Source organism: Brevibacillus sp. IT-7CA2 (assembly GCF_949767855.1).
Classification (GTDB): domain Bacteria; phylum Bacillota; class Bacilli; order Brevibacillales; family Brevibacillaceae; genus Brevibacillus.
In genome coordinates this window covers 62545-74673 of the sequence record NZ_CATKQT010000050.1, presented here as the reverse complement: position 1 = coordinate 74673, position 12129 = coordinate 62545, and the positions used below count along the sequence as shown (strand labels likewise).

Sequence of the window (12129 nt, the reverse complement as noted above, 5' to 3'; positions counted from 1 at the left end):
ACAATGGATGAAATACGATTCAGTTCTAAATACTGATCGTTTTGACCGTAGACGTTTTAACAGTGTCTATGAAATGTCCCATAACTTAAAACAATCAGCTGGAAAGGGAGGGTGCTATATGCCCTCCTTTTATTCTCTTATGGGGGATATGTGGGCTGGCTTATACAAGTTGACACCAGAGCTGCTACAAGAGGCCGATCAAAAACTTTCCATGAACCATCAGTTAATGGGTCGAATCCTTGAAGATGAATCGTTCCAAGACTTCCGGAACTACACAAAGCTGGATGACTTGGCCTCTGCTATTGGTACGATGAAATTCAGTGAGCAAGTCATACAGTGGATACAGCAAGAGATTGATCACGATACTAGACAGCAGATGGAGGAAGTATCCCAGCTCCAACGTCAAGCCGACCAACAACAAGAATTGGCCCAACAATATCAGCAGCAAGCCGATGCTGCAAAGCAAGCAGGGGATAATCGAGCAGCTGGTCAACAACAGAAGAAAGCAGGTAAAGCCCAAGATAAAGCAAATCAAGCGCAACAAGCTGTTCAAAAGTTGATGGAAGATATCATGCAGAATGTATCGCCAAAAATGGATTCCACCGGGACTTACTTTGCCAAAGCCATGAAGGATACAAAAGAGCTTACCGACAACGTGAAAGACTTACTAAGTGGCTTTAAAGCCGGTAAAACAGATGCCGATCTGGAGTCCGTTCCGTTGCGTGATAAACTGAAGCTTGCAGAAACCTTGAAGAATACGCCCAAACTAAAGAAGATCGCAGAATGGGCAGGTCGATTTAAGGCGATAGCTCAAAGAAAACAGCGATCTAAAACAAAAGTAGCGATTACCCGAAAAGGTGTGACGACAGGGAATAACGTGGAACAATTGCTCCCGTCAGAAATTATGTTCTACATGAATCCCAGTACGAAGGAAGATTTTCTCCGTCGTTATGCTGAAGGTCAAACGATGCAATATGACACCAGAGGAAGACAAAGGGCTGGAAAGGGACCGATTATTCTCTGTCTCGATCAGTCCGGATCTATGCGAACGCTAGATGAGCAATCCAAGGGATTTGCCCTAGCCCTAATGATGATCGCTCGAAAGCAAAAACGAGACTTTGCTTTGATCAATTTTTCGAATCATGCAGAGTCATTTGAATATCCAAAAGGGAAAATCACACCACAAGATTTGATAACACTGGCCACACGTTTTATGAATGGTGGGACAAATTTCAATAGAGCATTGATAGAATCGGTCCGTATCCTTGAAAAAAGTAAGTTTAAGAAGGCTGATATTTGCTTTATTACTGATGGTGAAGATGATGTAAGTCCAGACTACCTGGCACACTTTACCGAAATCAAAAAACAAAAAGATTTCCAAGTGCTATCTGTTGTCTTGGGAAATGGCAATGATGAGAGTCTTCGTCAGTTCTCTGATCAAGTAGTAAGTGCTTCTTCTATCCTAGAAGAGAGCGTGATGGAAAAGGCATTTTCGATTTAAGGATACGCTAAATATCCTCTTCACAAGTGAAGTCCAAGTGGAGAAGGGCTGAAAGAAGAAAGGCCGATGGTTAAGCATCGGCTTTTTCCTATTTTAAAAATACGGGAGGACTACGATGAGATATATTCGGAGGTATCCAAGAGCTCAAGCCATTAGGGATGGTGCGCTCGTAGACGTATCAGAATTGGCATTAGAAGCCGGGATTCGGATACCCGTTGCAATTACCCAACGACTATTAACCGACGTGATTACGCCTCATCCAAAGGCTGTAGGACAGAGCATAAATGGTCGCTTGTGGGATGCGTTATTCCTTTTACAGATTGAGATTAGAAATAGCCAATTTCAGGTTACTTCTCTCCCATTCTCCTTTGGCTATCAATGTATCTTTGTCATAGGAGAAAAAGAACAAAAATTAACGCGATTAAAAGCCGTACTAGCTTATGGTGATGATTTGAAGCCTGCTCTAACGATCAAGCTTCAAGATGAAGAGGAGTGATCTTATGAAGGGACGCTGGCTCTTAACTCGGAAGGAAGGCAGCGAGTGGGTCTGGCTAGTCACCGAAGAGATCCACTCCAAACTACTAGAGCAATATAGACGAGAGGGATGGAAATGCAAAGAAAGAGTAGCATAACTCTGCCCTGATTAAATACGAGAAAGTACAAAGCGCACTTCACATCATGTGAGTGCGCTTTTTTTATGTTTCGAAATTAAAGTTTTCTACTGAAAAACAAAGATGTAGACTAGAAAAAAGATGTAGGCAACGTAAATCTTGTAAGAAAGTTGGTATGATATTGGCGAAAAAAAAGTTAATGACCAATGCAGAATATCCAGTCCAATACACTGTCATAAAAAATTTGATGGGGGATATGGATATTGAATGCGACATCTATGTTTCTGAAAGTAACAGATATGACGCGTTCGCAGATAAAAACGGTATAAAATTTACGACTGCCGTAATTGAAGACTACATAGAACAGCCTTATGTGCTACGCTTCTTTGCAGCTCACGAGCTGGTTCATATTAAATATAAGGAATACGGGTTCCTACAAGCCCTTAAATCAACTTGGGCATCTTACAGTTCGGCATTCGGGATAAAGGGACCGTTAAGAAAGGGTAACGCACAAATTCTACTCTCTGAAATGCGTGCAAATCTTGAAGGAGCATCGTATGCAAAGCTAACACCAATAGAGCTTATTATGTCCCAGGACGCAGTTCAGGAGCGAAACAATGATTCAGTACGTCCGAAATCATATAATGTCGGATATCCAGACCGCGAGATGATAAAAGAATACGCTCATCGCTACCAACAACTAACCGAAACAGTGGCATACGATATTTTGCTGGAGTATTGTACGCAACTTAAAATTCGAAACCACGAACAGTTTATCAAGAAAGCCATTTCCAAATTCTTTAATAAGCCAAGGCTATGGAAACTTTGGATAGGAGGAAAGTAAAATGTTGAAACGAAAAATCATGTCCTTCCTGATTGCATTGATGTTGACTTATACAGGGTTTTTCGGAGTTTTTTATCAAAACATTGTGTATGCAGCAACGCTACATAATGATTACACATCGCACCCTGCGAGTGTGGCGATCGACCTTGGTTTGCAGAAGGGGTATCTTTGGCTGAGTGGCGATGGAAATTTTTACCCTCAGAATCAAATCACGCAAGGCCAATTTATTGCGAGTTTAGTAGCCATTCGCGATTTAAAAGAAGCGGCACCAGTACCTCAACTTGCAGTAGGACACTGGGCAAAACAAAGCTATGAAAAGGCCCAAAAAGCAGGCATGTTGGCAGATGTGAAGATCGATCCAAACAAGCGTTTAACGAAAGAAGAGGCTGCAGCACTAGTGTTCACTGCTTGGAAGCCAATCCGAGGCGAAAAGAATCCCAATTTAACCAATACGGGCGCACTCATCACTTGGGGATGGATGAAACCTGCCCCTAGTGGTCAGCCGAAGTTCCGCGAAGACTTACCGGTGACGAAGGCGGATGCCGCTGAGATTCTACGGTATCTGTGGCAAGATAAATGGCAACTTGAACAAGGTGCAAAATACGCTACTGAGTTCCATAAGAGCTTAAAGATCCTAGATGGAAAAATTACTGGGGAAGTGCCAAAAGGCGATAATAATTTTAAGATAGAAGCGATGTTTTTTACCAAAAAGAATGCATTTAAAAGTTTCATTAATAACCAGTCTTTTAGTGTCCCGTTAGGTGACTTGCTAGCTTTTTCTTTTAGCGTAATAAATAGTAACGATTCAACTGATGCAGGCATTTACATGTATGAGAGATTACCGAGTTTGGAGCGAAAAAATAACACCCAAAAATTTCATTTTATGAAAGGAAATAAATAGATGCTGATATTATCACGAAATATAATAAAAAAATTCCCTAAATAGATTGATGTCCAAGAAAACGTTGATACCACTAATGAAATACCTAACATGAATGTTAACATTAAAATTAATGTTAACATTCATGTTAAATTTATTGATAACGATATCGTTACTGTTTACTGCTTACAAATTCACTTCATATCAGATTCGATATTTCCTGAATAGATACGATCTTGTTAAAGAAAATCCAAGTAACTTCTTCTTTCTTAACCAGTTTAATCATTTTGTGAATGTCATCAATCTTTTCGACAATCCCTCTGGCGCTTTCATTTACTCCTAGATCTTCCCGCGTACATTTCCACCACGTAACTGTAATTGCCTTGCCCATTTTGATAGATTCCATAACCTGAAGTTGAAACTCAGCTAATTCATCCTCTTCAATAACTGGCTTCCTTACTAGTTGTTTATCCAATTGGTGCTGATAGAGTAATGTTGCATGTTCTGGCAATATAAATTTCATACCGAACGGATCTTCTAGTCTGCCTGCCAAAATGAAAACCTCCCCCAAAATAGGAACATATGTTTCTATTTTGCTACACAACAACCTTTGTATGCAAGAAAAAAACACGACCTGAATTCCAGATCGTGTTAAAGTACACAGCCTTAATTGTATAAATCATGATAATGATCCCCGGAATTCCACTCATGTTTACATAACGGGCATCGATAATACCAATATCCATATTTTCCATGATATCCATCCACATTTTTTTGAATCTCGCCTTCACAATCTACCACAGGGCAATCAATAAAATAGTTATCCTGAAGATAGTCATTTGCTTCTGCCATTTCATCTCCAGCTATATCTTCAATTTCAGGGGAAATTTCCTTAATCACTTCCTTCAGATTAATTGAATACGTTATTCCTAACTCTTCGGTATAGGGAAGTAAATTCTCATGTATTTTTGTCTTATTATCAAAAGAGCTAAATTCATTTGTATTATTGGTAACGAAAAATATCTTTTCAAAACTGTTATATTGAAGTGCTTCTTTAACAAACTCAATCGCACTAAAAAATACTTCGGCATCGTCGGCTTCATTTTTTTGTGCGTGTGCTTGTTTTACAGTTGGATTCGTGTTGCAAAAAAACGGCCTTTCCCGATTTATTGCCATGTCTGCGATGATCCCTTTACTTGCTAAACTAATACCGCCTGTTTGGTTTATTAATTTTGAATCTATGAGGTCATTTATTTGTTCGAATTTCCTCCCAGACGTATAACGGTATTCTCTCTTTCTCATTTTAATCAACTTCTCTAAAGCGTCAGTGAAACATTTTGCCTCTTCAGCATTTGCATTTCTAAAGAGCGGAAGTAATTTTTTACCACTCTCTACGGGATTAATAATTCTTTCAAAAAATGTTTCATTTCTAACTTCATATAATCTTTTCCATTCCAAAACAACTCTCTGAGGAAGTACTACCTCAATATTAGCCTTGAGGAATAAATGCTTATAATACCTAGTTTCTGGACTGTCTGGTTCACATAGATTGATGAGAATGTTCGTATCTAAAATAACCATATATCTCTTCTTGAACATAGATTATTCCCCCTAATACTGATTCGCATCTCCTTCACGCGATTTGGATTCGACATCCTCCTTATTTGTTTCCATTTCCCCTTTAAACTCCAATAGGTCATTTATACCTATCCAGATACCCTTTTCTCTCCATATTGCTTCTGCAATTTTCTCTAGGTGTTCAAACTCTATCCGTTGGATCGGTGTCTTTATCCCGTTCCTCACCCTATAACCATTTTCAAGTTCGTTTATTGTTTGAAAACGTAAGCCAGCTAGGGACGCCAACTCCCTTTGGCTCGTAATACCAAAACGCTCACGTATTTCTCTTATCTTCAATTCAATTTTTATCTTCAATTCATTATCCATGTTATATCACCAACAACATCGTACCGCATATGCGTTATAACCTCAAGGAAAAATATTGAAATTGTACCGTATATGCGGTACGATATATGTAAGGATTAGCATCATCCACTAACGAGGAAAAATCAGTCGTGATGGAAGTTATCCTCAACACGAATAGCCTGGATAGCTATCAAGGAGGTTCCGGAGAAAATCCCTTACCCTTGATGTACAAACTAATCCAAGCTGAATATATGTACACAATATATCACTACATTAGGCGCCTTCTGTATTCGTGACCCTTTCTGGTAATTATCGTAAAGAAGGGGATACATCCGCGGCTGAAGAGCCCCTGCGTTTTCCCAGAAAAGGATTTTCAATATTCATTATTGACAATGTTCCATGAATATAAACCTTCAGATATTACTTTCGCGAAACGAGGTATTATGATGGGAGGGATTATTGATCAGCCAAAACCATATCGGCTATCATGGTCGTTCTCAGGGAGAAATGTGTGGCTCCAAGAGTACTTTTGAAAGGGGATACTTCAGATGGAATCATGCGCTATTAACTACATGGGAATATCTATTGGATTTGGGGAGTTTATTAATAACGATGAACTCTGCGAAACTTACATAGAAGTCAATTTTTCGGATGATAGCATGAAAGAATTTAACGGAAATTGTCTTGTCATAAACCATTCCCAGCAAAGTATTGTTGTTTGGGATAATAAAGGAAAAAAACTATTTGAGTCACCAATAATTGATATTCCATTCTTCAGAAGAGAGTTATTAAGGAAGATAGCAGACTCCAACTAACATCCTCCAGTATACGAGTCTCTAGGGTAGCCGCTGGTAACTTCCAGATTCAAACTTCTAATATGATCAAAGGAGAAAACTCCTTTGTTATCAGACGGTGATTACAAGTACTGTGTCGATTGCTTGGATACGTTGGATGAGGAACGGAAATCCGATTCTAAATAGGGATGATCAAAGGTGCAGTTTGCACCGGCACAAATAAATTATAGGAAATGACGGTGAACTACTAAGATGAAAGTACATTTACTTGTCTCAGTGGCAGGCGTATTCAAACAGGAACATTGGTATGACGATATGGTGCCAATCCCTAACGTCGGTAACGGCATTGTTGTCGACAATCAACTCTATACGGTTAATGGCGTCAGATATGAGTATCATGAAGGACACGTAGTAGTTAAAGTATTTATATAATTTCCCGGAATGCTCATTTAGGAAAGAAGGGAACTTAATAATGAATTTTCGATTAGTCAAAACTAAATCTGGTATCATTCATGTAATTTCGCATGATAACTCAGGGAGGACAATGTGTGGTACCAGACATAACCAAGTTCAAACACATCCTGGTAGCTTATCTGATATCACCTGCAGCAAGTGTCAGAAAAAGCTTAATGTATCTTAGAGAGTAACGAGAACAGCCGATCGAACTAACACTCGCCGGTAGTCCAATAGAGGGTGATCTACATGACTTTAACTGAATGGCTTGGAATTGGAGGTTTCATCTTAGGTGTTACCAATTTAGCTGTGCATCTATACATCCAATTCATAAGAAAGGCAAAATTAGAAATAGAGATTATAGAACCTTGCAAAATTGTTTCGAATATACCAGGGCAAGCACATTTACAAGTTAATCTTAGGCTAAAAGCAATCCATGGTCCTGTTTTTCTAAGAACAGCTAGACTTTACCATGACTCCCTTAATGCAGGAGTTTCTGTTATTACGCCTCCAACACGGACACCCCAATATTCCTTTAATACTGAGAACGGGGTTAATTTCAATATAACTCATTTCCATACCTTGATTAATAATGAATTAAGCACTGAGATTTTGGATTTAATTAAGATCTGGAATGACAATGAATTTATAGACATTAGGGACTTGAAAATTGATAAAGACGATGCTAAATCGTTTACGGTATTAACCTCAATATATGGACCTAGAGGGGAGAGTGGCTTAAGCGATGATTTAGAAGTAAAAGGTTGGAAGCTCGCGCTAGAGTATGATAAGCAAACAGAGATTATTAATATCCCTGGATTCAAGCTTGTTAAGCAGTATGTGTAACACTTCGCAATTTGATTACATTGCTCATATTGTAAAGTGCTAGAAAAGATAAATAGGGAACTATTAGCTACATATGAGCTAAAAGCAAAGCTAAGTACAATCGTGTGAGATCAGAAAGGGTTAAGGATGAATAGACATGAATTTATAAAACTACCACGATACGATGAAGAAGTGTTTTTGCTTCAAACGTTGAGACTGGATCATGCCATGGGGGGAGCTATGTTTGATAAGCTCTCAGGGATTCTTATAGCTGCGATAGAAGAAGCAAAGAAACGAAGTGAAGATGAAAAAGCAAAATCGCTTGATCTCTTTTTGCAGCAGATTACAGAGGCAGTACGGTCTTATGGAGATATCGAGGAAGATTTCCTACTCAATCGCGTAATATGGACCAAAGAATTGACATTGCATATGCTTCGCAAGCTCTACGACAGCGGTCATCCAGTAAACTCCGGAAGCATGCAGCAAGGGGGAAAGGTGCTACGTCGGATACTTGAAAAAGGTAGACGCTTTTTTGGAAGTTGGGATGAGTGCTTAGAGGCAGCAGGTATTCCTCCAAAGGATATACGAAAAAGTAAGAAAGGGCAGATGGTAACGTAGAATGCGCTACTATAACCAACGTTTTGCTAATGATGAAGAAAATACCATCTTACGCACGCTTCGGTCCGACATTGATTACAGCATCCTTACTCATCTTGTCGATGCGTTGGGTACTCCTCTTTTAGATGATGAAAGTAAAAGGATGTTAGATCCACTTCTTCAAAGTAGTAAACAATTACTCGAAGTGTATAAAAATGAAAATCTGCTGTCGCTGCAACCAGGTCTAATTCAAGAAATGCTAATTGAAAGACAGCTGCAAGGCAAGTCACTTGCCGAGCCGGTAATGAGAGAAGAAGAGCTTGTAATTTATGAGGCGATTACAAGAAGATACGACTATTACGTATTTTTAAGGATGTATAAATTTGATGCAAATAGGATCAGGCACGAGTATAAAGTTCAACAAAGAAAGTTAAAGGCTGAACGAAGAAGAATTGACAATCAGAAATGGCTTGAGGAAACGTACGAGGAGCGAAGAAACCTAATCTTAGACAATATCAAAGCGCTTGCTGAAAACTATACGGGGAAGCTGTCCCACGCACTCTACAGGAGGAAGTACCCTAACTCTGGATCGGCAGTAGAGATCAAGGAACTGTTTGGGGGTTGGAACCAGGCGTTAAACGAAGCAGGAGTCAAAGAAATGATGGATGAGTTCGAGGTGTTGGAAGCTGCACAAGAAGAGGGCCCAGAGATCGTACATCTTAAAGAGCAAATCATTGAACAAATCAAAGAATGTCACCTAGATAACGGTAAGATTTCTGCCAGCATCTATGAATTGTCTGGCCGTTCCCCGTCCATAGAGGTCGTAAAACGTGTTTTTGGAAAATGGACGGATGCCATGATAGCGGCTGGCTTGCCAACCAATAAGACGACTCATCGAAATGCTGAAAGAAAGAACAAAGTTCATACAAGTCTATCCACTGATATTCACGAGTTAAAACTGTCTTTAGAACTGATACATCAGGAACGTTTAGCTTTGCGTCAAGAGTTCAAAGACAGAGATTTAAAGCTTATACAGGAAAAAGAAAGCATCCAAGCGCGTTTAGTCGAATTAGAACAACTACATAAAAATCCACTGTAATAAGCTCTGGTTATCGTGACAGCATGTGTCAGCGAATGCTGGGCGGAATTTGGTGAATAATAAACCTCTTAACAAAATAGCTACGAGGAACGATCGCACTTGGTTACACACTGCTCAAATTGATAAATTAGGAGGTTGTTTGATGCTCTATGTGATCGGCAAAGAAGTAAATAATGAGATTGTTTTCCTGAGAGAAGATTGGGAAACAGAAAAAGCAGATGCATACTCTGATGATCTAGGATATGCAAAAGTTTTTGAAAGCAAAGATGAAGCTGATAAAGTGCGTGGTTCGGATGAGGTTCTTGTTCCAGTAAACAAAGATGAGGACGGGGATATTTTTCTCTTGTAGTTGTGCTTTACAAACTGCTCATTGAAGAAAGGAAAAAATTTTATGAAAACAACAGGTTACAAGGATGTCCATGGTCAAGAAATACGTGTAGGGATGAAATGCATAGATCAAATTAATCAAGTTGACGATATTGAAATCATCGAGGTAAATGGTCAATACTTTGCAAAACCATCAGGACTTGATGGAGAACTGTTGAGTGATGTTCACAAGGGCTTAGTAATTAGTTCACGTTAACATTTTGCTCATTAATTAGACTACGAAAAGCGGTATGCACAACGATTACGACGATAGAAAAATGCGCTGATTCATATCGTTGTACACGTATTAACTAGACTCAGTATTCAACGATAGTGGGTCTTGACGATGAGAAGGTATCCAGTAGCCTGATACGGCATCCCGCGTCACACAAGGCGGGACGTGCGGCGGTGGAACTGGATACCGCGAGGCTCATTGTCAAGACGAATACGTTGACTGTATATGCACATCGGTTCGAACATTGAAAAGAGTGTTTTCCTCGCTTCTAAATCCAGATAATAGTTATTATGTGAAGGAGGGTATGTATGGGAACAATGCCTATCACCGTCTTAGAACAACTAAATAGGCTCATTTTGGATAGTACCGGTACATTGGATCAAACAAAAGACGAGCTATTAAGATGCGATCCAGAAGATCCCAAAGCCAAATACTTAGAGAAGGAAGTTGGACGTATACAAGAGCGTATTGACTTCCTGATCAAAACAAGGGAAGAAGAACAAGCCCGTGGGAAAATACGTTATGTTTACCAGTTTGGAACCGTCGAGTATTTTAGGCAAAGTTTCGATGATGTGATACATCTTGAACATATGTTTATCACTTTAACTCGACACATACTTGAGGTGAATGAGTCACCGAGTAAAAAGGTTAGGTATATGGAAAGTCTTATGAAAGTTTACGGGGAAGTCAGCAAGCATGCGTAAGGCATCTATCCTGATGGTACGGTGGGTTACAAATTGCTCATTAAAGAAAGCGGGGGAGAGATATTCGATGATAAAAACTCTAGAATCAATCGTTTCTCAACTGACAAATGATGAGTTAAGAAAAGCTTTTGATGAACTTATTGAGTTCAAAAATACTGGCGTCTTGGTTCGTGACGGCATAGTACGAGCTGTTCACGCTGACTTTGAGGAATTTAACGATACAAGCTTTCCAATTGGGTCGGTAGATAAATTCATCTTCTTCGAAATCAGTAAAAGAGCCTACAGTTTATTGCCATCGGATCATTAACATACCTACCTTTAGAGAGGTAAATTGAACAACTGTAGTTTCAATGCCTATTGTAAATAGAGTGTGCGTTGAAAGGGTGGAAATAAATGGGGAGTATACCAGTTACAGAACTAATTACTAAGTTGGTAGCTGCTTTAAAGAAAATACGGGAAATGCGGCACCTTTATTGGCCTGTCGTTATTAAAAGATATGAATGGAGTCAACAAGGTTGGGTTGTCTATCCCCGATCTCTATTCCGTAACCTGCAATTCGTTACAGATGCACATGTATGGTCAAACAAAATATCTGATCGCGTAGTATTAAATAAAATGCTAATTGATTTCCTGATGGATCAAGAAATTGATACTCACCTGTACAATTTCGGCGTTTATTGTATCTACAGTGATTTTGGTCGGCATTATGAGAGCGAGTTTTCCGAAGAGGCTATCGGGAAAAAACGGAGTAATTTTGTAGCCGCATTACCAAAAGCGCAACTTGTTAGTGAAGATGATTTTCTGACGACGATTTGGGCAACCCTCATCGAGGAGCGAGAGACTCATATTGGTGAATATCGACGGAATCCATTTCTCCAGAATGTACGAATTTTGTTTACACCCGAGCAATTTGAGAAGGAGACGGGAACGCTTTATTACGATTGTGATTGGCTTGAGCCGATATCCGGTAAGATGGATCTGGAAGTGAAAAGATGGGCTGGTGAACACGATCCTATGGCTCCATTGCAAATTCCGGAAGGATGGATTGAAGGACCGATTATTCTTGGCCATGAAGGTTCGGGGAATGGGCTGCGTCATTTTGTACAAGGTCAGAAATTAAATGCCGGCCGATCAATACAAGTAAAATTCGGTGGCGGGTGGATCGTTGGACGATACGAGTGGTCTTTTGAACAGGGAAACCCCATTCAGATTCATGCAGGTAGTGATGTGATCAACATTCATGAGGGACACTTGGTTCGAATTCGAGGGTAACTAGATATTTTGATATTTTGCTTGA

Annotated in this window: 16 protein-coding genes; 13 read left to right on the top strand and 3 right to left on the bottom strand. The window is 39.6% G+C overall.

Features of this window, described 5'->3' with window-relative positions; genetic code table 11:
- Nucleotides 1–7 precede the first annotated feature (7 nt).
- The 4 genes from ACM6JA_RS23210 (at nucleotide 8) to ACM6JA_RS23195 (ending at nucleotide 3857) form a co-directional block, all read left to right on the top strand.
- On the top strand, nucleotides 8–1501 hold the full coding sequence (locus ACM6JA_RS23210) for a vWA domain-containing protein (RefSeq protein WP_414854258.1): 1494 nt from the start codon (nucleotides 8–10) through the stop codon (nucleotides 1499–1501).
- Nucleotides 1502–1616: 115 nt separating this feature from the next.
- Nucleotides 1617–1997 carry a DUF6573 family protein gene (locus tag ACM6JA_RS23205; protein ID WP_414854257.1) on the top strand — a complete coding sequence of 127 codons (381 nt, stop codon included), beginning with the start codon at nucleotides 1617–1619 and terminating at the stop codon, nucleotides 1995–1997.
- A gap of 314 nt (nucleotides 1998–2311) precedes the next feature.
- Nucleotides 2312–2956: a hypothetical protein gene (locus tag ACM6JA_RS23200; protein WP_414854256.1), complete on the top strand. Its 645-nt coding sequence runs from the start codon at nucleotides 2312–2314 to the stop codon at nucleotides 2954–2956.
- Between the two features lies 1 nt (nucleotide 2957).
- Nucleotides 2958–3857 (top strand): S-layer homology domain-containing protein, encoded by a 900-nt coding sequence (locus ACM6JA_RS23195; protein ID WP_414854255.1) that lies wholly within the window; start codon nucleotides 2958–2960, stop codon nucleotides 3855–3857.
- A 178-nt stretch (nucleotides 3858–4035) separates the two neighbouring features.
- Here ACM6JA_RS23195 and ACM6JA_RS23190 read toward each other — a convergent pair whose 3' ends face one another.
- The 3 genes from ACM6JA_RS23190 to ACM6JA_RS23180 all read right to left on the bottom strand — a co-directional run bounded on the left by ACM6JA_RS23190 (nucleotide 4036) and on the right by ACM6JA_RS23180 (nucleotide 5780).
- A complete protein-coding gene (locus ACM6JA_RS23190; protein ID WP_414854254.1) occupies nucleotides 4036–4389 on the bottom strand; it encodes a YolD-like family protein in 354 nt (117 codons plus the stop codon).
- A 113-nt stretch (nucleotides 4390–4502) separates the two neighbouring features.
- Entirely contained in the window at nucleotides 4503–5435 is a 933-nt protein-coding gene (locus ACM6JA_RS23185; protein ID WP_414854253.1) for a PIN domain-containing protein, read from the bottom strand.
- Nucleotides 5436–5447: 12 nt separating this feature from the next.
- The gene (locus tag ACM6JA_RS23180) at nucleotides 5448–5780 is read right to left on the bottom strand and encodes a helix-turn-helix domain-containing protein (RefSeq protein WP_414854252.1); all 333 of its coding nucleotides are present in this window, start codon (nucleotides 5778–5780) and stop codon (nucleotides 5448–5450) included.
- A gap of 527 nt (nucleotides 5781–6307) precedes the next feature.
- Here ACM6JA_RS23180 and ACM6JA_RS23175 point away from each other — a divergent pair.
- The 9 genes from ACM6JA_RS23175 (at nucleotide 6308) to ACM6JA_RS23135 (ending at nucleotide 12104) form a co-directional block, all read left to right on the top strand.
- On the top strand, nucleotides 6308–6574 hold the full coding sequence (locus ACM6JA_RS23175; protein ID WP_414854251.1) for a hypothetical protein: 267 nt from the start codon (nucleotides 6308–6310) through the stop codon (nucleotides 6572–6574).
- 681 nt (nucleotides 6575–7255) lie between these two features.
- Nucleotides 7256–7852: a hypothetical protein gene (locus ACM6JA_RS23170; protein ID WP_414854250.1), complete on the top strand. Its 597-nt coding sequence runs from the start codon at nucleotides 7256–7258 to the stop codon at nucleotides 7850–7852.
- A gap of 126 nt (nucleotides 7853–7978) precedes the next feature.
- Entirely contained in the window at nucleotides 7979–8449 is a 471-nt protein-coding gene (locus tag ACM6JA_RS23165; RefSeq protein ID WP_414854249.1) for a hypothetical protein, read from the top strand.
- A gap of 1 nt (nucleotide 8450) precedes the next feature.
- Nucleotides 8451–9527: a hypothetical protein gene (locus tag ACM6JA_RS23160; protein WP_414854248.1), complete on the top strand. Its 1077-nt coding sequence runs from the start codon at nucleotides 8451–8453 to the stop codon at nucleotides 9525–9527.
- A gap of 142 nt (nucleotides 9528–9669) precedes the next feature.
- Entirely contained in the window at nucleotides 9670–9876 is a 207-nt protein-coding gene (locus ACM6JA_RS23155; RefSeq protein WP_414854247.1) for a hypothetical protein, read from the top strand.
- A 42-nt stretch (nucleotides 9877–9918) separates the two neighbouring features.
- Nucleotides 9919–10110: a hypothetical protein gene (locus ACM6JA_RS23150; RefSeq protein ID WP_414854246.1), complete on the top strand. Its 192-nt coding sequence runs from the start codon at nucleotides 9919–9921 to the stop codon at nucleotides 10108–10110.
- Nucleotides 10111–10436: 326 nt separating this feature from the next.
- On the top strand, nucleotides 10437–10832 hold the full coding sequence (locus ACM6JA_RS23145; RefSeq protein ID WP_414854245.1) for a hypothetical protein: 396 nt from the start codon (nucleotides 10437–10439) through the stop codon (nucleotides 10830–10832).
- Nucleotides 10833–10899: 67 nt separating this feature from the next.
- Nucleotides 10900–11139, top strand: a complete 240-nt coding sequence (locus ACM6JA_RS23140) for a hypothetical protein (protein ID WP_414854244.1) — start codon at nucleotides 10900–10902, stop codon at nucleotides 11137–11139.
- 326 nt (nucleotides 11140–11465) lie between these two features.
- Nucleotides 11466–12104 (top strand): hypothetical protein, encoded by a 639-nt coding sequence (locus ACM6JA_RS23135; protein ID WP_414854243.1) that lies wholly within the window; start codon nucleotides 11466–11468, stop codon nucleotides 12102–12104.
- Nucleotides 12105–12129 lie beyond the last annotated feature (25 nt).

What these genes read in the sequence shown, in the direction of transcription:
- ACM6JA_RS23165 (WP_414854249.1), top strand. Translation starts at nt 7,979, where the DNA reads ATGAATAGACATGAATTTATAAAACTACCACGATACGATGAAGAAGTG.
- ACM6JA_RS23210 (WP_414854258.1), top strand. Translation starts at nt 8, where the DNA reads ATGAAATACGATTCAGTTCTAAATACTGATCGTTTTGACCGTAGACGT.
- ACM6JA_RS23135 (WP_414854243.1), top strand. Translation starts at nt 11,466, where the DNA reads ATGGATCAAGAAATTGATACTCACCTGTACAATTTCGGCGTTTATTGT.
- ACM6JA_RS23155 (WP_414854247.1), top strand. Translation starts at nt 9,670, where the DNA reads ATGCTCTATGTGATCGGCAAAGAAGTAAATAATGAGATTGTTTTCCTG.
- ACM6JA_RS23170 (WP_414854250.1), top strand. Translation starts at nt 7,256, where the DNA reads ATGACTTTAACTGAATGGCTTGGAATTGGAGGTTTCATCTTAGGTGTT.
- ACM6JA_RS23200 (WP_414854256.1), top strand. Translation starts at nt 2,312, where the DNA reads ATGACCAATGCAGAATATCCAGTCCAATACACTGTCATAAAAAATTTG.
- ACM6JA_RS23185 (WP_414854253.1), bottom strand. Translation starts at nt 5,435, where the DNA reads ATGTTCAAGAAGAGATATATGGTTATTTTAGATACGAACATTCTCATC.
- ACM6JA_RS23150 (WP_414854246.1), top strand. Translation starts at nt 9,919, where the DNA reads ATGAAAACAACAGGTTACAAGGATGTCCATGGTCAAGAAATACGTGTA.
- ACM6JA_RS23180 (WP_414854252.1), bottom strand. Translation starts at nt 5,780, where the DNA reads ATGGATAATGAATTGAAGATAAAAATTGAATTGAAGATAAGAGAAATA.
- ACM6JA_RS23140 (WP_414854244.1), top strand. Translation starts at nt 10,900, where the DNA reads ATGATAAAAACTCTAGAATCAATCGTTTCTCAACTGACAAATGATGAG.
- ACM6JA_RS23175 (WP_414854251.1), top strand. Translation starts at nt 6,308, where the DNA reads ATGGAATCATGCGCTATTAACTACATGGGAATATCTATTGGATTTGGG.
- ACM6JA_RS23160 (WP_414854248.1), top strand. Translation starts at nt 8,451, where the DNA reads ATGCGCTACTATAACCAACGTTTTGCTAATGATGAAGAAAATACCATC.
- ACM6JA_RS23145 (WP_414854245.1), top strand. Translation starts at nt 10,437, where the DNA reads ATGGGAACAATGCCTATCACCGTCTTAGAACAACTAAATAGGCTCATT.
- ACM6JA_RS23205 (WP_414854257.1), top strand. Translation starts at nt 1,617, where the DNA reads ATGAGATATATTCGGAGGTATCCAAGAGCTCAAGCCATTAGGGATGGT.
- ACM6JA_RS23195 (WP_414854255.1), top strand. Translation starts at nt 2,958, where the DNA reads ATGTTGAAACGAAAAATCATGTCCTTCCTGATTGCATTGATGTTGACT.